Here is an 18,971-nt window from a genome sequence, read left to right as displayed (position 1 = left end):
TGTCGCCCTTATCTATGGGGCATACGAGAAGCAAACATACACAGTTTTGTTTGTGAGCGGGGATTGAAACCCGATTCTCCATCCCCACATTAGGGGTATAGCAAAACGAACATAGAATTTATTCGGAGATAGCCTGATGGGTAGAATCATTGGTATTGACTTAGGTACTACTAACTCATGTGTTGCTGTGCTAGACGGCGACAAACCTCGCGTAATCGAGAACGCAGAGGGTGAGCGTACAACCCCTTCTGTAATTGCGTACACAGATGGTGAAACGCTAGTTGGTCAGCCAGCAAAACGTCAAGCTGTAACCAACCCGGAAAACACGCTATTTGCAATTAAGCGTCTTATCGGTCGTCGTTATGAAGACGAAGAAGTACAGCGTGACATTTCAATTATGCCTTACAAAATCGTGCGTGCAGACAACGGCGATGCGTGGGTAGAAGCGAAAGGTCAAAAAATGGCAGCGCCTCAGGTTTCAGCAGAAGTTCTGAAAAAAATGAAGAAAACTGCAGAAGATTACCTGGGCGAGAAAGTCACTGGCGCGGTTATTACAGTGCCAGCTTACTTCAACGATGCACAACGTCAGGCAACGAAAGATGCCGGCCGTATCGCAGGTCTTGAAGTAAAACGTATCATCAACGAACCAACTGCAGCTGCACTGGCTTACGGTTTGGACAAACAGGGCGGCGACCGCGTGATCGCAGTATACGACCTGGGTGGTGGTACATTTGATATTTCAATCATCGAAATCGATGAAGTTGAAGGCGAGAAAACCTTCGAAGTACTGGCAACCAACGGTGACACTCACTTGGGTGGTGAAGACTTCGATAACCGCATGATCAACTACTTGGTTGACGAGTTCAACAAAGAACAAGGCATCAACCTGAAGAACGATCCACTAGCGATGCAGCGTCTGAAAGAAGCGGCAGAGAAAGCGAAAATCGAACTGTCTTCAGCACAGCAAACTGATGTGAACTTGCCTTACATCACTGCGGATGCAACTGGTCCTAAGCACATGAACATCAAAGTGACTCGTGCGAAACTGGAATCGTTGGTTGAAGACTTGGTTCAACGTTCTCTGGAACCATTGAAAGTCGCCTTGGCTGACGCTGACCTATCAGTAAACGACATCACTGACGTTATCTTGGTGGGTGGTCAGACTCGTATGCCAATGGTTCAGAAAAAAGTGGCTGAGTTCTTTGGTAAAGAAGCGCGTCGTGACGTGAACCCTGATGAAGCGGTCGCTGTGGGTGCTGCAGTTCAAGGTGGCGTACTGTCAGGCGACGTGAAAGACGTGCTGCTGCTGGACGTAACACCGCTGTCTCTGGGTATCGAGACCATGGGCGGTGTGATGACCAAACTGATTGAGAAAAACACCACGATTCCAACCAAAGCGAATCAAGTGTTCTCAACTGCAGAAGACAACCAAAACGCAGTAACGATCCACGTTCTGCAAGGTGAACGTAAACAAGCGAACTACAACAAGTCGCTGGGTCAGTTCAACCTAGAAGGCATTCAGCCTGCACCACGTGGTATGCCTCAGATCGAAGTAACTTTCGACCTGGATGCGGATGGTATCCTGCACGTATCAGCGAAAGACAAACAAACTGGTAAAGAGCAGAACATCACGATCCAAGCATCGGGTGGCCTGAGCGACGAAGAAATCGAAAAAATGGTTCAAGAAGCAGAAGCGAACAAAGAAGCGGACAAAAAGTTCGAAGAGTTAGCGACTGCACGTAACCAAGCTGACCAGATGATCCACGCAACTCGTAAGCAGGTTGAAGAAGCGGGTGACGCACTGCCAGCAGACGAAAAAGAGAAAATCGAAGCGGCAATCAGTGAGCTGGAAACAGCGAAACGCGGCGAAGATAAAGCAGAAATCGATGCGAAAGTTCAAGCATTGATGACGGCCTCTCAAAAGTTGATGGAAATCGCTCAGCAGAAAGCTCAAGCACAAGGTGCTGACGCTGGCCAACAGTCTGCTTCTCCAGAAGATGACGTGGTCGACGCAGAGTTTGAAGAAGTGAAAGACGACAAGAAATAATTGATTGTCATTGAAGGCTTGAATTTGAGAGAATTCAAGCCCTTCACCTTCGTCCTTTGTTGAAAAGGATACTCGAAGTTTGATGCGGGCGTTGGGGGAAACTCTTACGCCCGTCTGTTTGTCAGCTTTATCGCTATAGCTAAGAAAGATGCACTTTTTATCTATATCGATACAAAACACCAAGCGGCGCTAAGTACAGCGAGAACCGTTTGCAGTAACAGATTGGTGATCTAGAACATGTCAAAACGTGATTTTTACGAAGTATTAGGCGTTAGCCGTGATGCCTCTGAGCGTGATATTAAGAAGGCGTACAAACGCCTGGCGATGAAATTCCACCCAGACCGCAATCAGGGTGATGCCAGCGCTGCGGATAAGTTTAAAGAAGTAAAAGAAGCGTATGAAATTCTGACGGATCCGCAGAAAAAAGCCGCTTATGACCAATACGGCCACGCAGCCTTTGAACAAGGCGGCGGTGGTTTCGGTGGTGGCGGTTTTGGCGGCGGCGGTGCGGATTTCGGCGACATCTTTGGTGATGTGTTTGGCGACATTTTCGGTGGCGGTCGTCGTGGTGGCGGTGCGCCGCGCCCACAACGTGGTGCCGATCTACGCTACAACATGGAACTGTCGCTGGAAGAAGCGGTACGCGGCTGCTCGAAAGAGATTGAAGTCCCAACACTGGTGCACTGTGAAGCATGTGATGGTAGCGGTGCGAAGAAAGGCACGTCGGCGCAAACTTGTGGCACCTGTCATGGCCACGGTCAAGTGCAGATGCGTCAAGGCTTCTTCGCGGTTCAGCAAACCTGTCCAACCTGTCACGGTAAAGGCAAGATCATTAAAGACCCTTGTAACGAGTGTCATGGTCAAGGCCGTAAACAGAAGAGCAAAACGCTCAACGTGAAAATTCCCGCCGGTGTGGATACGGGTGACCGTATTCGCCTTGCGGGTGAAGGCGAAGCCGGAGAAATGGGCGCACCAGCGGGCGACTTGTACGTCCAAGTGCACGTCAAAGAGCACCACATTTTTGAACGCGACGGCAACAACTTGTACTGTGAAGTGCCAGTGAGCTTTGCGATGGCGGCATTGGGTGGTGAAGTGGAAGTGCCAACACTTGATGGCCGTGTGAATCTGAAAGTGCCGGAAGAAACGCAAACGGGCCGCATGTTCCGTATGCGTGGTAAAGGCGTGAAAAGTGTTCGCGGCGGCGCCATCGGCGATCTGATCGTCAAACTGGTGGTAGAAACGCCGGTGAAACTGAGCGCGCGTCAGAAAGAGTTGCTGCGTGAATTGGAAGAATCGTGCGGCGGCGAAGCGGCGAACAAGCACAAGCCGAAATCTGAAGGTTTCTTCAATGGCGTGAAGAAGTTCTTTGATGACTTAACCAGCTAATGATGCGCCATTCACACTGAATGAGAAAAGCCTGCGTTTGCAGGCTTTTTTGTGCCTGGGGATCAGTGCCAACATGCGTCTGGTGAACGGGTGCCGTTGCTACTGAGTTCCAGTTTGCTGTACCCAAGGTCGCCACATTGGTCCTGATCTTGCCCTTTCACGGCTTGCGGCGTTGCTGTGATCACATAACCTGTGCTGCTCAGGGTAACCGACCAAGCGTAGCGATCGCTATCCCCATCACACAAGGTACACGTACCCGCCGAGATCACTCCGCTGGTACTGTAAGCACCATTGTAGTGCTCTTCTAGATAAAGCTGAATCCGCGCCATATCGGCCATGGCCTGTTTGCGATGACTTTCTTTCACATGGTGGGTATAGGCCGGGTAGGCGATGCTGGCCAACACCCCGACGATCACAACCGCGATCATTAATTCGATCAGTGTCATACCCAACGAATGGGATTGCCGCCTGTTGCAACGATTTGTTCGAATCATTTCCATTACTTCCCTGAATCTGCCTGCCTCTATTGTGGATACTGCTAGCATCGGTGCAAGTTGATTCACATTCATCTCATTGTTTGCAAAAGGTTTTGGGAAATGGTTCGCGGGTTTACTTTATTGGAACTGCTGATCACGGTGGCGGTGTTGTCGGCGATGTTGGTCTTTGCTGCGCCGAATTTTCAGCGCTTTTCGCAGCAACATCAGATGCAAACCTTGGCGTCTGAATTGCAAGGCTTCCTACAGCAAGCCAAATCCGAAGCGGTGTTTCGGAATCAGGATTTATGGGCGCACATCGTGATGGACAGCAATCCATCTAGCACCGGATTATGGCAAATCATCCTCAACGACAGTGATTCGGTAAGCGCGGGCAGCGCGCTGCTGGTGATGAGTGGGCAGCCGTTTCGCCATATCAAGGTCACGTCGGATTTCACCTCCGATCAAGTGAAATTTGATGGCGTGCGCGGCAAGGTCAAAAACGGCAGTCTGTTTTTTTCGCCCGTCGTCGATGCCACTCAGCAATTGAAACTCAGCACGTCATTTGGTGCCAGCCGCATTATCGTGTGCGGTGAACAAGGAGCGGTGTATGGCTATCCGAAATGCAACTAGGCGCCTTGGCGGCGCGTCGCTGATTGAGTTTATGATTGCAGCACTGGTTGGTGCGATGGCGCTTGGCATTGTCGGTTCGGTGTTTATCTCCAGCCAGCGCAGTGCCGCGCAACGCAGTCAGGAAATTTTGTTGCTGCAAAACATGACCAACGTGTTGCAAGTGATGAAGGAAGATCTGTATCAAGCCGGTTACGGTGGCGTGCAGCGCAAATCGGTCTTGCTGTCTGGTGCCACTCGTATCGTACACACCGAAGCGGCGCCGCCTCTGCTGGGTTACGTCTATCAGGTGATGTCTGGTGCATCATCAGCGTATCTCAATGTGGTCTATCGTCAGGAATCCACTGCGTTGAAGTTTTGTGAGAAAAGGCGGGTAGTGCCTTTAACCCCCGCGTCTGCGGCGGATTCTATCGGCAGCGGTCTCTGTTATTCACTATTTGATCCCCGACAGATCTCCGTTACGGCGTTTAGCGCACGCACCGACACGTTAGTTTCCGATCGCGTGAGTGGCGCCGTGACCACGGTTTCACTCACGGCGGCGTTAACTCAGAATCCCAGCGTCAGCCAATCCCTTTCCTTTCACATTCAGCAGAGGAACTGGCAATGACAAGCCATTCTCAACGCGGTGTTGCCACACTGTTACTGACATCGATTCTCCTGTCGGTGGCGTTAGTGGTGACGCTCGGCATGTATAAACATCTGTTTTTCCAAATCAAACGTGCGCAGAACGAAGTCAAAGCCAAACAACAATTTTGGCGCGCCGAAGGTGGATTGGAGTGTGTGTATAGTCTGACGCAGACTCAGCGCGTGTTGCCATCGGCCACCAGTTATGCCGATTGTTCCGACGTGGCCTTTGGGTATCACACGCCCGCACCGGGGCAGTTAGCTGTCACCGCAACCTATGGCTACAGCCAACTGAGTAAAACGATTCGTTATCCAGCGCCGGCCTCTGGCGTGTTGAAAGCGACCTCCAATCTCTACTTTGCTGGCGGGTTGGCGATGCGCCCCGACCCTGGCTTGAGTCTGGGGGAGAGTCAATGGGGCTGCACCATGTTGCGTTACAGCCAAGATTTTCTGGTGAATGGTGCCCTAAAAAATGATGGCTTGTTGAATTCGGATTTGCCTTATGAAGGGTATCCACTTGGACAATCTTGCCACCCTGATTATCTGACTGAACTCACTGCGACAGGGGCTTCGACGCCCACAGGGCTGAAACGTGATTTTGTCAAAGATAGCGGTCAAACCCCATTTGAAGACTTATTTGGTGCGCCGCGCAGTGATTGGTTTGAAGTGATGGCCGATCGTCATTTTCAAAAAATTGCCAATGAGAGTTTAGTTGACGGAAATGGTCAAATGCTGATGGATCAAAGTGCGCTTCCCACTCCCGAGATCGTGAGTGACTGTGGCGATAAAATTGCGCAGCAGATTAGTGCTGGTCACGATCTCTTGTGGATATATGGCAGTTGTCACATGGATGGTGATGACCTCGAAGCGGTCAGTACGGCCATTGATGGGGCTAGTTCAACGTTGGACGGTGTGATTCTGGTGGTGCACAACGGCTTGCTGTCGACGCATGGTTCACTCACGTTCAAAGGCATGATTTATCACTTTATCTCGGCCGCTGATGATGGCTCGCCGGATTTCACACCCAGTGAAGATGCGTGGAAGTCGCTCAATACGACCCAAACCACAAACCTTGCGGGTGTAGTGGATCACGATCCCGATGTTGTGCCGGCCGTGTCGGTGTCAAACACCGCGTATTTTCAAAATGGTGCGTTTTTCCCCACCGGAGGGTATGTGATGGATGCGCCGGGTACGTATGCGGTGTTCACTGCATCGATGAACTTCTCGTTTAACCGTGATGCGATCGAGATGCCGCTCAATAAAATTCGTCAATTCAAATGGCAACAAGGATCGTGGCATGGGCAGTAAACACCGGGGATTTAGTTTGATTGAAGTGATGATCGCGTTTGTCTTGATCGGCGTGGGGGCATTGGGATTAGTGAAACTGCAAGCGTATATTGAGCAGCGCGCTGATTTTGCGCTGCACAGTGTGCAGGCGCTTAACCTTGCAGAGCAGCAACTGGAATGGTTTCGTACCCACGGTGCTTCTTCGGCTTCACCATCATGGGCGCACGCTGATTTTGACACTGATATTGTCAGCGGAGAGGACTTCTCTCACCCGGGATACGCGCTGAGTTGGCAGGTGCCTGCTGCGACGGTGTCGGGTTCGTTAAAAACGGTTGTCATCACGGCGTCTTGGTTGGATCGACAAGGCCAGTCACAAAGCATTGAGCTGCAAACTGCCGTATCACGATACAATCAATACCATCAATAACTCTTTTCGATAGATTGATTTTGGCCACTTTTTTAGCATTTTGTTTTCTCATTTGCTGAGCTGCTGTGTGAATTATGTTGCTAAAATATAGCTAATATACAAAATGTGTCTCTAGATGTTTCAATCGGTTTGGAATTTTGTGCTTGTTAAAGGGCGGTCTAATAGAATGCTTAGTAGCGTTATGTGTTCGCGTGTGAATGGATCGCATGCACACACGAATCGTGTGACGTGGGCAGGCCAAGCCGACATCTATTACTAAGGCCGTAAGCAACAACATCTGTCAGGAGTTACCGATGAGTAACCAAGCCGTAAACTCTACACCACCGGCGAATTCGAGTCGCATGGATGGTTTTCTTAATTTTATCGAACGTGCCGGCAATAAAATCCCAGACCCGGCGATTCTGTTTTTCTGGGCGTTGGTGATCGTTTGGGTTGCCTCTGCACTGCTGTCGAATGTCAGTTTTGATCTGGTGAACCCACGCACGGGTGAAGTCCTTGAGATCAACAACTTGTTGACCGGGCAATCACTGGCTCATTTTCTCGCCAACATGGTGAGCACCTTTACCAGTTTTGCTCCGCTTGGCATTGTTCTGGTCGCCATGCTTGGGGTTGGCGTTGCGGATTCCTCAGGCTTTATTACCACGGGCCTGAAGAAAATGCTCAACTACACGCCGGCGAAACTGCTGACGCCGATGCTGATCTTGGTGGCCATCGTGTCGCATACCGCCGCTGATGCGGGGTATGTGTTGGTGATTCCATTGGGCGGTATCATCTTCCACGCTGCCGGGCGTCATCCTTTGGCGGGCATTGCGGCGGCATTTGCCGGTGTCTCGGGTGGTTTTTCTGCCAACTTTATTCCGTCGGGGATCGACCCGCTGCTCGCAGGCTTTACTCAAACGTCAGCGCAGGTACTGGACGCAACGTATCAAGTGAACCCGCTGGCGAACATTTTCTTCACCGGTCTGTCGTCGATCATCATCGTGGCCATTGGCTGGTATGTGACTGAGCGCGTGATTGAACCGCGCCTGAAACGTATGCCCGTGGATGAGGATGCCGAAGACGCGCCAGATTTAGGCTCGTTTAGTGCCATCGAATCAAAAGCTTTTCGTTACGCAGGCAGCGCGATGTTGCTGGGTATTGCACTTTTGGTCGCGGCCTTGTGGCCAGAAAACTCAGCGCTGCGCTCTCCAGACGGTGAAATTACGGCGTTTTCAGCACCGATCATGAAGTCGATCGTGCCGCTGATTTTCATCCTGTTTATCATTCCTGGCATCGTCTATGGCCGTGTGTCCGGCACGTTTAAAAACAGCAATGACGTGATCAAGGCGATGTCGGGCACCATGTCGACCATGGGCGCGTACATTGTGATGTCGTTTTTCTGCGCGCAGTTCCTGTCTGCTTTTGGTCAATCTAACATTGGCACAATGCTGGCGCTGTACGGTGCTGAAGGGCTGAAAACTCTGAACCTACCGGGTGAAGCGACCATTGTCGGCATGATTTTACTGACTGCGATGGTGAACTTATTGGTCGGGTCAGCGTCGGCGAAGTGGGCGCTGATTGGTCCTATTTTGGTGCCAATGCTGATGGCGGTGGGGATTTCTCCTGAGTTGTCTCAAGCGGCGTACCGCGTGGGTGACTCCGTGTCGAACATCATTTCTCCGTTGATGGTGTTCTTCCCGCTGGTGGTGGTGTACTGCCAACGCTACGTGAAGTCGACCGGGATCGGCACATTGGCCTCTTTGATGATGCCATTCTCGATCGCGATGTTGATTGGTTGGACGCTGTTCCTATTGGCGTATTGGGCGATGGGGATTCCTCTGGGCATTCAAGCGCCGTACACGTACACGCTTTAATCCATCATCGGTACAAAAAAGCCCGCAATTGCGGGCTTTTTGACGTTGAACATCGGCGATTTACACTTTGAGGTATTGCGCGTGAAATGCCAAATGTTCGCCGATAAAGCTCTGAATGAAGAAGTAGCTATGATCGTAACCGGGCTGCATGCGCAGGGTGAGATCAAGGCCTTTCTCCTTGGCGACTTGGGCCAAGGTTTCCGGTTGGAGCTGCTCGTGCAGGAAGCTATCCGCTTCGCCCTGATCAATCAAAATTGGCGTGCGTACAGCATGCGACTGAAACAGTTCGACCGCGTCGTACTGCGCCCACGCTGATTTGTCGTCGCCGAGATAATGACGAAATGCTTTCTGGCCCCATGGCACTGCCATCGGGTGACAGATAGGGCTGAACGCTGAGATCGAGGTGTAGTGGTTCTGGTTTTTCGCGCCAATGGTCAGCGCGCCATGGCCGCCCATGCTGTGACCAGCAATCGCTTTACGTTGATTGACTGGAAAGTGCGCTTCAATTAATTGCGGCAACTCATCTACGATGTAGCTATACATTTGGTAGTTGGCCGACCACGGCTCCTGCGTCGCGTTGAGGTAAAAGCCTGCGCCCAAGCCAAAGTCGTACGCGCCCTGCGCATCATCCGGTACATGGTCGCCACGCGGGCTGGTATCCGGTGCGACGATCGCGATGCCAAGCTCTGCCGCTTTTTGAAACGCGGCCGCTTTCTGCATAAAGTTTTCATCGGTGCAGGTCAGCCCCGATAACCAGTACAGCACGGGCACCGGCGCGCTGGCGGAGGCTTGCGGTGGCAGATAAATCGCAAACCGCATGTCACAGTTCAGCACGTCCGACGAATGCTGGTACTGCTTGTGCCAGCCATCAAAGACTTTTGCCTGCGTCAGGTGGGTTAAACTCATGAAGACTCCTTGATGGGGGGCAAACGGTCACTCAAACCGTTGACGCTGCCGCGTAAGGCAACTGCGTCAACGTGATGTGGTTTGCCCCGCATTAATGGGGTGAGCGATTATTTGAAATGGATGACCGTGCGAATGCTTTCGCCTTTGTGCATCAAATCAAATGCGTCGTTGATTTGCTCTAGTGGCATGGTGTGCGTGATGAACTCTTGCAGGCCAAACTCTCCAGCCATGTATTGCTCCACGATGCCCGGCAATTGTGAGCGACCTTTCACGCCGCCAAAAGCACTACCACGCCATACGCGGCCGGTTACCAATTGGAATGGACGGGTTGAGATTTCTTGGCCTGCACCGGCTACACCGATGATGACGGATTCGCCCCAACCTTTATGACAGCATTCCAGCGCTTGGCGCATCACGTTGACGTTGCCGATACATTCAAATGAGAAATCCACGCCGCCGTCGGTCATCTCGACGATCACGTCTTGAATCGGTTGGTCGAATTTCTGTGGGTTAATGCAATCGGTCGCGCCCAGTTGTTTGGCGAGCTCGAATTTGCTTTCGTTGATATCAACGCCGATGATGCGGCTTGCGCCCGCCATGCGTGCGCCAATGATCGCAGACAGGCCGATGCCGCCCAGACCAAAGATCGCCACGGTGTCGCCTTCTTTCACTTTGGCGGTGTTCATGACCGCGCCCATTCCTGTGGTGACGCCACAACCCAATAGGCAAATCTCTTCCAATGGTGCTTCTTTGTTTACTTTCGCCAGTGAAATTTCTGGCAGCACGGTGTATTCAGAGAAGGTTGAGCAGCCCATGTAGTGGAAAATTGGCTCACCATCTTTGTAGAAACGTGTGGTGCCGTCTGGCATCAAACCTTTGCCTTGGGTGGCGCGCACGGCGCTACACAAGTTGGTTTTGCCGGATTTACAGAATTTACACTCACCACATTCAGCGGTGTACAGTGGAATGACGTGATCGCCCACGGCCACACTGGTCACACCTTCGCCAACCATTTCCACGATGCCGCCACCTTCGTGACCTAAGATCGCTGGAAAGACGCCTTCTGGATCATCGCCCGACAGCGTAAACGCGTCGGTGTGACACACGCCCGTAGCCACGATGCGCACCAGCACTTCGCCTTTGCGCGGCAGCATGACGTCGACTTCTTCCATTTTCAGGGGTTGATTCGGGCCCCAAGCGACGGCGGCGCGAGATTTGATGAATTTGTCTTGAGACATGAAGTGGTTCCTTTTGATTGATACAGGGTTCGTGTGAAGAAAGGCCGTTGAATGGGCGTTTCCTACCAAGAGTTTCAGTATAGTCCTTTTACTCTGCGTGATAATTGAGTCAAAATGAGAATAACTTTTACGATATTGTAATAATAACGCAGTGAATGAGGCGATATGGCAAGTTGGGAAGGGGTAAGCGAGTTTGTGGCCGTTGCCGAAACGGGCAGCTTTACGCGCGCAGCGCAGCGCTTGGCGACGTCGGTGGCAAATGTCAGCCGCCGCATCGCACTGCTGGAAGAGCGTTTGGGGGTAAAATTACTGCTGCGTACCACGCGCAAAGTGTCGTTGACGGAAGCGGGGCAGGTGTATTACCAACAATGTCGCGCGTTGCTCGAAGGGTTGGAACAGGCCGAACTGACAGTCACGCAGATGCAACAAACGCCCAAAGGCAAACTCAAAGTGACCGCGCCGGTGACGTATGGCGAGCAGAAAATCGCGCCGCTACTGCATGACTTTCTATTGCAGCATCCTCAATTGGAATTGGAGTTTGTGCTCACCAACCAAAAACTCGATCTGATTGAGCAAGGCGTGGATGTGGCCGTGCGCTTGGGGCAGTTGGGTGATTCTAGCTTCATCGCGCGCCGCTTGAGTAATCGTAACCTGTATGTGTGTGCCACGCCGCACTATCTGGCGCAATACGGCACGCCTCATACTTTGTCTGAATTGACGCAGCACAGCTGTTTGGTGGGCACCCACGATCACTGGCGGTTTAAAGAGAATCAGCAGTCGCGTGCCATTCGCGTGCGCGGCCGTGTGCATTGCGCCAGTGGCGTGGTGCTACTTGATGCGGCGCTCAAAGACATGGGATTGGTGCAATTGCCGGATTATTACGTGGAAGCGCATTTGGCCAGCGGCCGTTTGGTCGAAGTGTTGCCCGCCTATCGCGATGAGCGGGAAGGGGTGTGGGCGCTCTATCCGCAAAACCGACACTTATCGCCCAAAGTGCGCCTGCTGGTGGATTATCTGGCCCAGCATTTATCTGCGCCGTCGATGCCGTTATAATGCCGCCCCCAATTGATTGAGGTTTCCATGACAGACACACGCGCCCCATTTTCTCCCGAAGATGAACAATTCATGCGCCGCGCGATGGCGCTGGCCGAGCAAGCTGAAGCGGAAGGGGAAGTGCCCGTCGGTGCGGTGCTGGTGAAAGATGGCCACATCATTGCCGAAGGGTGGAACCGTTCGATTGGCGCTTGCGATGCCACCGCGCATGCTGAAATTCAGGTCTTGCGTCAAGCGGGCGAAGCGCTGCACAACTATCGCCTGCTCGAGACCACGCTGTACGTGACCTTAGAGCCATGCCCGATGTGCGCAGGGGCGTTGCTGCACAGCCGCGTGAAACGGATTGTGTATGGCGCGCCAGATCTCAAAGCGGGCGCGGCCGGTACGGTGCTCGACCTGTTTAGCAGCCAAGCGGCTTATCACTACGCCACGGTGGAGAAAGGCTTGCTGGAAGACGAGTGTCGCCAGCAGCTGCAGGCATTTTTCCAACGGCGCCGCAAAGAGATCAAAGCGCGAAAAGAGGCTGAGAAATTACGGGCGGCCCAAGATGATTCGTGTCAATCCGGTTCTGCTCAGAATCAAGACGACGCGCAGTAGCCCGTCGAGAACAATCCCGTGCTGCGCCTAGTGAGTGCGAGTCGTGGTGCGTGACGATGCGGCATGAAAGGTGAGCGGGGAGCGAAACCAACGCTCGGTCAGCGAGGTATGGGTCGCGAGTAAATGGTTCAACGAGTAAATGGGATAACGAGGCAATAAGGTAACGAGGAATGGCAACGATGAGCAAACATCCCCATGAGGTAGATGTTTGCCGCGTGAATGTTTCAGTCCGATAACTGTACGAACGCACGATGGCGAGCCAGCACTTTTTTCTTGGTATTGGCGAGCATACGGCGGCGACGGTTGGCTGAGACGGCTTTACTTAGGAGTTTTGAGTGCCGTTTACGTTTCAGCATAAAACACCCTCCTACAACGGACGACAAAGAAGAACCCCTTTCCGGACCGAACAGAGGGCCGCCTTCTCCTTTGCGGTCAGCGACCAGAATGTCGTCTGTCCAGTGGGTTGAATACGTCCGTTCTGTTGGGTCTGTCATCCCAGCGCATCATCGTGCGTGAGGATGTTCTTCAGCAGGGAACCCAAAAAATAACAGCTTATCGTGTTTTGATTGCACTTGATTGTCACTGCTTTGAGAAATCACACAAGCGATCAAGTTCACACATCTATCTTTGGGTTTCCCAACTGAAAATCAAGTGGTTATTTATTACTCACATTTTGCGCTGAACTGGCCGAGGACACGGTTTCTTCGCTCGACGCCAGTGACTCATCAAGATCGCTATTGTCGTCGATGATCTCCTCTTCTGGCGTGATCACCAGTAGATCATCGGTGCCTGAATCCACACTGGTCACCTGTTTTTGTTCCATGTGGCCGATGATGCTCTGATAGTAACGACGAATGTTTTCCACGTACGACAGCGCTTCATCACCTCGCGCGTAGCCGTAGCGCGTTTGCGTGAAGTATTTTTTCTGACGCAACTGCGGCAGACGATCTTTCACATCCGCCCACGCATCCGGCGAACCGCCTTGCAGTTTGGTCAGGCGGCGGGCATCCATCATATGGCCGTAGCCGACGTTGTACGACGCCAGCGCAAACCAGATTTTCTCGTGATCGGGAATCGAATCAGGAATGCGCTCCATCATGCGGCGCAGATATTCCACCCCGCCACGCACCGATTGCTCTGGATTCAGGCGGTTGGTGACATCCACGCTGCGCGCGGTAGGAAGCGTCAGCATCATCATGCCGCGTACCCCAGTGGGCGATTTGGCATTCGGATTCCAGTGCGATTCTTGATACGCCAAGGCCGCAATCAGGCGCCAGTCAAACTCCTCCGAATATTTCTGGAACAGAGGCATCCATTTCGGCAAACGGGAATCGAGCGCGCGAATAAAGGCGCGTGTGTCGACATAATCAAAGGTGCCGATATGACCAATGTATTTCTCTTCCAGTGACGCGAGGCTGCCGGACTGTTTCAGATTGCCGAAAAACTCAATCATCATCGCATACAGGCTTTCATCATCAGAGCGGCGCATAAACCACGAGATCGGCTGATCTTCGGTCATCTCAAATGCGGTGGCGATGTCGGGATAGATGCGTTGTGACAGGGAAATCTCCACGGAATCGGCCATGGTGAATTTGAGTTCGCCTTGAGAAACCAACTTGAGTAGGTCGTTGACGTCGGCATTGTTATCAACGTAATAGCGAAATTCTGGATACGTGCTTTTCAACGAGTCGAGGGTGTTTTCAAAATGAGAATCGTTGACCACACTGAAAATCGGCGCGTCGCTGCTTTCCAAATACAGTTCATCCTGTTTGGCGATCAGCTGTTCGATATTGCGTGGGCGCCATTGGCCTTTCTTGTACACCACTTGCTGTGACACGTAGTAGTAAGCCGGACCCGCTCGGTAGTCTTTCAAACGCTGTTCGGATTGGCTTAAACCGGCGGCAATGATATCGATTTCGCCATTTTTCAACGCGGGAAACAGGCTCGACAATCGGTAAGCCGGCTTCATTTCGAGTTTGACGCCCAGCTCGCGGGCAAATTCACGTGCCAGTTCGTAGTCCAGACCTGAGGGGCCGTCTGGACCGATGTAATAGGAGAGTTGGTTGTTGAGGGTGCCGACACGCAAGACACCGCGCGCGCGGATTTGCTCGAGTTCACTTTTCGGCTCAGAGTCGATTTGGCACCCAGCAAGCAGTAGAGCCAGCGCAGCCAAAAAGAGGGCGCGACTCGCAGCAGCGAAAGAAAGCTTGGTCATTAATTCGGGATCTCTTACATCAAGTAGTGTCTTTATATCAAACCCCACACACTTGGCAAAGTTTTGCGGCTGCATGTGAGGCGTGTTGTTGAATCTTTGAGCAAATGAGTTGTAATTCAAATTTAACGAAAAAAATGACGCAAACGGTTGCTTTTGGTGTTACGTCACAAAAAAAAATCATCTATAATGCGCACGCAATGGAGAGGTGAAATCGGTATAAGTTCGCAAATGACCATATAAATTGCTGTTATTTATGTGAATTTATTCCAATTACATCTTAATCACTTGTATATAGAGACCTAAGCACATGAGAATTTTGCGTGGCTCCCCAGCTCTTTCCGAGTTTCGTGTAAACAAACTACTTGAAACTTGTCGTGAACAACACCTGCCTGTAACCGGCATCTATGCTGAGTTCATGCACTTTGCAGATCTCAAAGCAGACTTGGACAGCCAGGAACTGGAAAAGTTAGAGAAGCTGCTGACTTACGGTCCAACCATTCAAGAACATGAACCTCAGGGATTCCTCCTGCTGGTCACGCCTCGTCCGGGCACCATTTCCCCTTGGTCATCCAAAGCGACTGATATTGCGCACAACTGTGGTCTGGCGTCGATCAAACGTCTGGAACGCGGCACGGCGTACTACGTCGAGAGCGAAACTGCGCTGACGGACGCGCAAGTGACGACACTGAAAGCTCTGTTGCACGATCGCATGATGGAAGTGGTGTTTGCGGAACTTGATGCGGCACAAGCGCTGTTTAGCGTGGCTGAGCCAGCGCCGCTGACGCAAGTTGATATCTTGGCAGGTGGTCGAGCTGCGCTAGAAGAAGCAAACGTTTCCCTTGGCCTTGCGCTGGCGGAAGATGAAATTGATTACTTGGTGGAGAGTTTCATCAAGCTGGGTCGCAACCCCAATGACATCGAGCTGATGATGTTTGCTCAGGCGAACTCTGAGCACTGCCGTCACAAAATTTTCAATGCGGATTGGACCATCGATGGTGTGGATCAGGACAAATCGCTGTTCAAGATGATCAAGAACACCTTTGAAACCACTCCGGATCACGTGCTGTCTGCCTACAAAGACAACGCGGCAGTCATGACCGGTTCAAAAGTCGGCCGTTTCTTCCCCAATCCGGACTCACGTCAATACACTTACCACCACGAAGATGCTCACATTCTGATGAAAGTGGAAACGCACAACCACCCAACGGCGATTTCGCCTTGGCCAGGTGCGTCAACCGGCAGTGGCGGTGAAATTCGTGATGAAGGCGCAACCGGTATCGGCGGTAAGCCAAAAGCGGGTCTGGTGGGCTTTACGGTCTCGAACTTGCGTATCCCTGATTTTGTGCAGCCTTGGGAAAGTGATTTTGGTAAACCCAGCCGCATCGTGAGCGCGCTGGATATCATGCTAGAAGGCCCGCTGGGCGGCGCGGCATTTAACAACGAATTTGGTCGTCCAAACCTGCTGGGTTACTTCCGTACTTATGAAGAGAAAGTGACCTCACACGCGGGTGAAGAGATCCGCGGTTACCACAAGCCCATCATGATTGCTGGCGGCATGGGTAACATTCGTGATGAACACGTGCAGAAAAAAGAAATCCCGGTTGGCGCGAAACTGATCGTGCTGGGCGGTCCGGCGATGAACATCGGTCTGGGCGGTGGCGCAGCGTCTTCTATGGCGTCGGGGCAGTCGGCAGAAGATTTGGATTTTGCTTCCGTACAACGTGAAAACCCAGAAATGGAACGCCGCTGTCAGGAAGTGATTGACCGCTGTTGGCAAATGGGCGACGACAACCCGATTGCGTTTATCCACGATGTGGGCGCGGGCGGCATCTCCAACGCACTACCTGAGCTGGTGAACGATGGCGATCGCGGTGGTATTTTCCAACTGCGTGACGTGCCAAACGATGAACCGGGCATGAGCCCACTGGAAATCTGGTGTAATGAATCGCAAGAGCGTTATGTACTGGCAGTTGCGCCGGAGCACATGGCGGAATTTGATGCTATTTGTCAGCGTGAGCGCGCACCTTATGCCGTCGTCGGGGTGGCAACGGAAGAGCGTCATCTGACGCTGGAAGACAGCCACTTCGACAACACGCCAATCGACATGCCGATGGACATTCTGCTTGGCAAGCCGCCGAAAATGCACCGTGAAGCGACCACGCTGAAAGTGACCAGCCCGGCGATTGACCGCAGCGGTATCGAACTCAATGACGCGGTGGATCGCGTGCTGCGTCTGCCGGCTGTAGCGGAGAAAACCTTCCTGATCACCATCGGTGACCGCACGGTGACAGGTCTGGTGGCCCGTGACCAGATGGTGGGTCCTTGGCAGGTGCCTGTGGCCAACTGCGCGGTCACGGCAGCAAGCTACGACACGTACCACGGTGAAGCGATGTCAATGGGCGAGCGCACACCAGTTGCTCTGCTCGACTTTGGCGCATCGGCGCGCCTGGCGGTGGGTGAGTCACTGACCAACATCGCGGCCACCGATATCGGCGATATCAAACACATCAAACTGTCCGCGAACTGGATGTCTCCTGCCGGTCACCCGGGTGAAGATGCGGGTCTGTACGAAGCGGTGAAAGCTGTCGGTGAAGAGCTGTGTCCAGCGCTGGGTCTGACTATTCCGGTTGGTAAAGACTCGATGTCGATGAAGACCAAGTGGCACGAGAACGGCGAAAACAAAGAAGTGACCTCGCCGCTATCGCTCGTCATCACCGCGTTTGCGCGTGTGGAAGATGTACGTAAGACCATCACACCACAACTACGTACGCCAGCGACCATGGAAGGACTGGGTGAAACGTCTCTGGTGCTGGTGGATCTGGGTAACGGTCAGAATCGTCTGGGCGCGACGGCCCTGGCGCAAGTGTACAAGCAGTTGGGTGATAAGCCGGCTGACGTGGACAACGCCGAGCAACTGAAAGGTTTCTTCGATGCGATGCAAACGCTGGTTCGCAACGACAAGCTGGTGGCTTACCACGATAAAGGCGACGGCGGTCTGTTTGTCACGCTGGCTGAAATGGCGTTCGCGGGTCACTGTGGTGTGAAAGCCAACATTGAAACCCTGGGTGATGACGCACTGGCGGCGCTGTTCAACGAAGAGTTGGGCGCGGTGATTCAGGTTAAGAACGATGAACTGAATGCGGTCTTGGCGACACTGGCGGCTCATGGCCTAGCAGCGTGTTCACACGTGATTGGTGACGTTGACGCATCGGATGATTTCGTTGTGACTTCGGGTGAACAAGTTCTTCTGCAGCGTTCACGTACCGAACTGCGTACCCTCTGGGCGGAAACGACGCACAAGATGCAAGCCATGCGCGACAACCCAGCGTGTGCCGATCAAGAATTTGCAGCGAAAAAAGACAACTCAGATCCAGGTCTGAACGTGTCACTGAGCTTTGATGTCAACGAAGACGTCGCGGCACCTTACATCGCTGCGCCTATGGTCAATACCGGCGCGAAGCCGAAGATGGCGATTCTGCGTGAGCAGGGCGTGAACTCACACGTTGAAATGGCGGCAGCCTTTGACCGTGCGGGCTTTGACGCAGTCGACATTCACATGAGCGATATTCTGACCGGTCAAGCGGTACTGGATGCTTACCAAGGTCTGGTCGCGTGTGGTGGCTTCTCCTACGGTGATGTGCTGGGCGCGGGTGAAGGTTGGGCGAAATCGGTGCTGTTCAATGTGCAAGCTCGCGAACAGTTTGAGCAGTTCTTCAACCGTCAGGACACGTTCTCGCTGGGTGTGTGTAACGGCTGTCAAATGTTGTCTAACCTGAAAGATCTGATCCCAGGTGCAGACTTGTGGCCACGTTTCGTACGCAACGAATCGGAGCGTTTTGAAGCACGCTTTAGTCTGGTTGAAGTGCAGAAGTCGGATTCTGTATTCTTCGATGGCATGGCGGGCTCGCGTATGCCGATTGCCGTCTCTCACGGTGAAGGTCGTGTGGAAGTTCGCGATGAAGCGCACCTCAATGCGATTGAACAATCTGGTACAGTTGCCGTGCGTTTCGTGGATAACTTCGGTCAGCCGACGCAGCAATATCCGAACAACCCGAACGGTTCACCAAATGCGATTACCGGTCTGACAACGCAAGATGGCCGTGTCACCATCATGATGCCGCACCCAGAGCGTGTCTTCCGCACTGTGGCGAACTCATGGCACCCAGACCACTGGGGCGAAAATGGTGCTTGGATGCGTATGTTCCAAAACGCGCGTAAGAACTTGGGTTAATCCC

General features: G+C 52.6%; 15 protein-coding genes. 10 read left to right on the top strand and 5 right to left on the bottom strand.

The window, feature by feature from the left end; translation table 11 throughout:
* Positions 1–136: 136 nt before the first annotated feature.
* Both dnaK and dnaJ read left to right on the top strand, forming a co-directional pair.
* Complete coding sequence (dnaK, locus tag ACF8PK_RS19120; protein WP_004729262.1) at positions 137–2,047, top strand: molecular chaperone DnaK; 1,911 nt, start codon at positions 137–139, stop codon at positions 2,045–2,047.
* Positions 2,048–2,284: 237 nt separating this feature from the next.
* The gene (dnaJ, locus tag ACF8PK_RS19115; protein WP_055467115.1) at positions 2,285–3,433 is read left to right on the top strand and encodes a molecular chaperone DnaJ; all 1,149 of its coding nucleotides are present in this window, start codon (positions 2,285–2,287) and stop codon (positions 3,431–3,433) included.
* Between the two features lie 62 nt (positions 3,434–3,495).
* On the opposite strand, the gene ACF8PK_RS19110 is transcribed toward dnaJ, so the two are convergent.
* Positions 3,496–3,933: a type IV pilin protein gene (locus ACF8PK_RS19110; protein ID WP_392443079.1), complete on the bottom strand. Its 438-nt coding sequence runs from the start codon at positions 3,931–3,933 to the stop codon at positions 3,496–3,498.
* A 96-nt stretch (positions 3,934–4,029) separates the two neighbouring features.
* Between ACF8PK_RS19110 and ACF8PK_RS19105 the strand changes: the two genes are divergently transcribed.
* The 5 genes from ACF8PK_RS19105 (at position 4,030) to ACF8PK_RS19085 (ending at position 8,727) form a co-directional block, all read left to right on the top strand.
* Positions 4,030–4,539: a GspH/FimT family pseudopilin gene (locus ACF8PK_RS19105; protein ID WP_158107104.1), complete on the top strand. Its 510-nt coding sequence runs from the start codon at positions 4,030–4,032 to the stop codon at positions 4,537–4,539.
* The gene (locus tag ACF8PK_RS19100) at positions 4,517–5,143 is read left to right on the top strand and encodes a PilW family protein (RefSeq protein WP_392443076.1); all 627 of its coding nucleotides are present in this window, start codon (positions 4,517–4,519) and stop codon (positions 5,141–5,143) included. Before ACF8PK_RS19105 ends, ACF8PK_RS19100 begins: the two co-directional genes overlap by 23 nt.
* On the top strand, positions 5,140–6,468 hold the full coding sequence (locus ACF8PK_RS19095; RefSeq protein ID WP_392443073.1) for a hypothetical protein: 1,329 nt from the start codon (positions 5,140–5,142) through the stop codon (positions 6,466–6,468). The genes ACF8PK_RS19100 and ACF8PK_RS19095 overlap by 4 nt, the downstream gene beginning before the upstream one ends.
* Complete coding sequence (locus ACF8PK_RS19090) at positions 6,458–6,874, top strand: prepilin-type N-terminal cleavage/methylation domain-containing protein (protein WP_158107107.1); 417 nt, start codon at positions 6,458–6,460, stop codon at positions 6,872–6,874. Before ACF8PK_RS19095 ends, ACF8PK_RS19090 begins: the two co-directional genes overlap by 11 nt.
* A 293-nt stretch (positions 6,875–7,167) precedes the next feature.
* Positions 7,168–8,727 carry an AbgT family transporter gene (locus ACF8PK_RS19085; RefSeq protein ID WP_055467120.1) on the top strand — a complete coding sequence of 520 codons (1,560 nt, stop codon included), beginning with the start codon at positions 7,168–7,170 and terminating at the stop codon, positions 8,725–8,727.
* A gap of 60 nt (positions 8,728–8,787) precedes the next feature.
* On the opposite strand, the gene fghA is transcribed toward ACF8PK_RS19085, so the two are convergent.
* Both fghA and ACF8PK_RS19075 read right to left on the bottom strand, forming a co-directional pair.
* Complete coding sequence (gene fghA, locus ACF8PK_RS19080) at positions 8,788–9,633, bottom strand: S-formylglutathione hydrolase (protein ID WP_172561969.1); 846 nt, start codon at positions 9,631–9,633, stop codon at positions 8,788–8,790.
* 107 nt (positions 9,634–9,740) lie between these two features.
* Complete coding sequence (locus ACF8PK_RS19075; protein ID WP_004729246.1) at positions 9,741–10,871, bottom strand: S-(hydroxymethyl)glutathione dehydrogenase/class III alcohol dehydrogenase; 1,131 nt, start codon at positions 10,869–10,871, stop codon at positions 9,741–9,743.
* Positions 10,872–11,036: 165 nt separating this feature from the next.
* On the opposite strand from ACF8PK_RS19075, the gene ACF8PK_RS19070 reads away from it, so the two are divergent.
* Positions 11,037–11,924, top strand: coding sequence for a LysR family transcriptional regulator (locus tag ACF8PK_RS19070; protein ID WP_004729245.1), 888 nt, complete (start codon positions 11,037–11,039; stop codon positions 11,922–11,924).
* 27 nt (positions 11,925–11,951) lie between these two features.
* Complete coding sequence (gene tadA / locus ACF8PK_RS19065; protein ID WP_158107109.1) at positions 11,952–12,521, top strand: tRNA adenosine(34) deaminase TadA; 570 nt, start codon at positions 11,952–11,954, stop codon at positions 12,519–12,521.
* A gap of 224 nt (positions 12,522–12,745) precedes the next feature.
* Here the strand turns inward: tadA and ACF8PK_RS19060 are convergent, their stop codons facing one another.
* Entirely contained in the window at positions 12,746–12,877 is a 132-nt protein-coding gene (locus tag ACF8PK_RS19060) for a hypothetical protein (RefSeq protein WP_004729240.1), read from the bottom strand.
* Positions 12,878–13,176: 299 nt separating this feature from the next.
* Positions 13,177–14,736: a membrane-bound lytic murein transglycosylase MltF gene (mltF, locus tag ACF8PK_RS19055; RefSeq protein ID WP_392443065.1), complete on the bottom strand. Its 1,560-nt coding sequence runs from the start codon at positions 14,734–14,736 to the stop codon at positions 13,177–13,179.
* A 307-nt stretch (positions 14,737–15,043) separates the two neighbouring features.
* On the opposite strand from mltF, the gene purL reads away from it, so the two are divergent.
* On the top strand, positions 15,044–18,967 hold the full coding sequence (gene purL / locus ACF8PK_RS19050) for a phosphoribosylformylglycinamidine synthase (protein WP_392443063.1): 3,924 nt from the start codon (positions 15,044–15,046) through the stop codon (positions 18,965–18,967).
* Positions 18,968–18,971 lie beyond the last annotated feature (4 nt).

Source organism: Vibrio sp. CJQ_6 (genome assembly GCF_043106745.1).
GTDB classification, from domain to species: domain Bacteria; phylum Pseudomonadota; class Gammaproteobacteria; order Enterobacterales; family Vibrionaceae; genus Vibrio; species Vibrio furnissii.
This window is presented reverse-complemented; position numbering and strand designations above follow the sequence as displayed.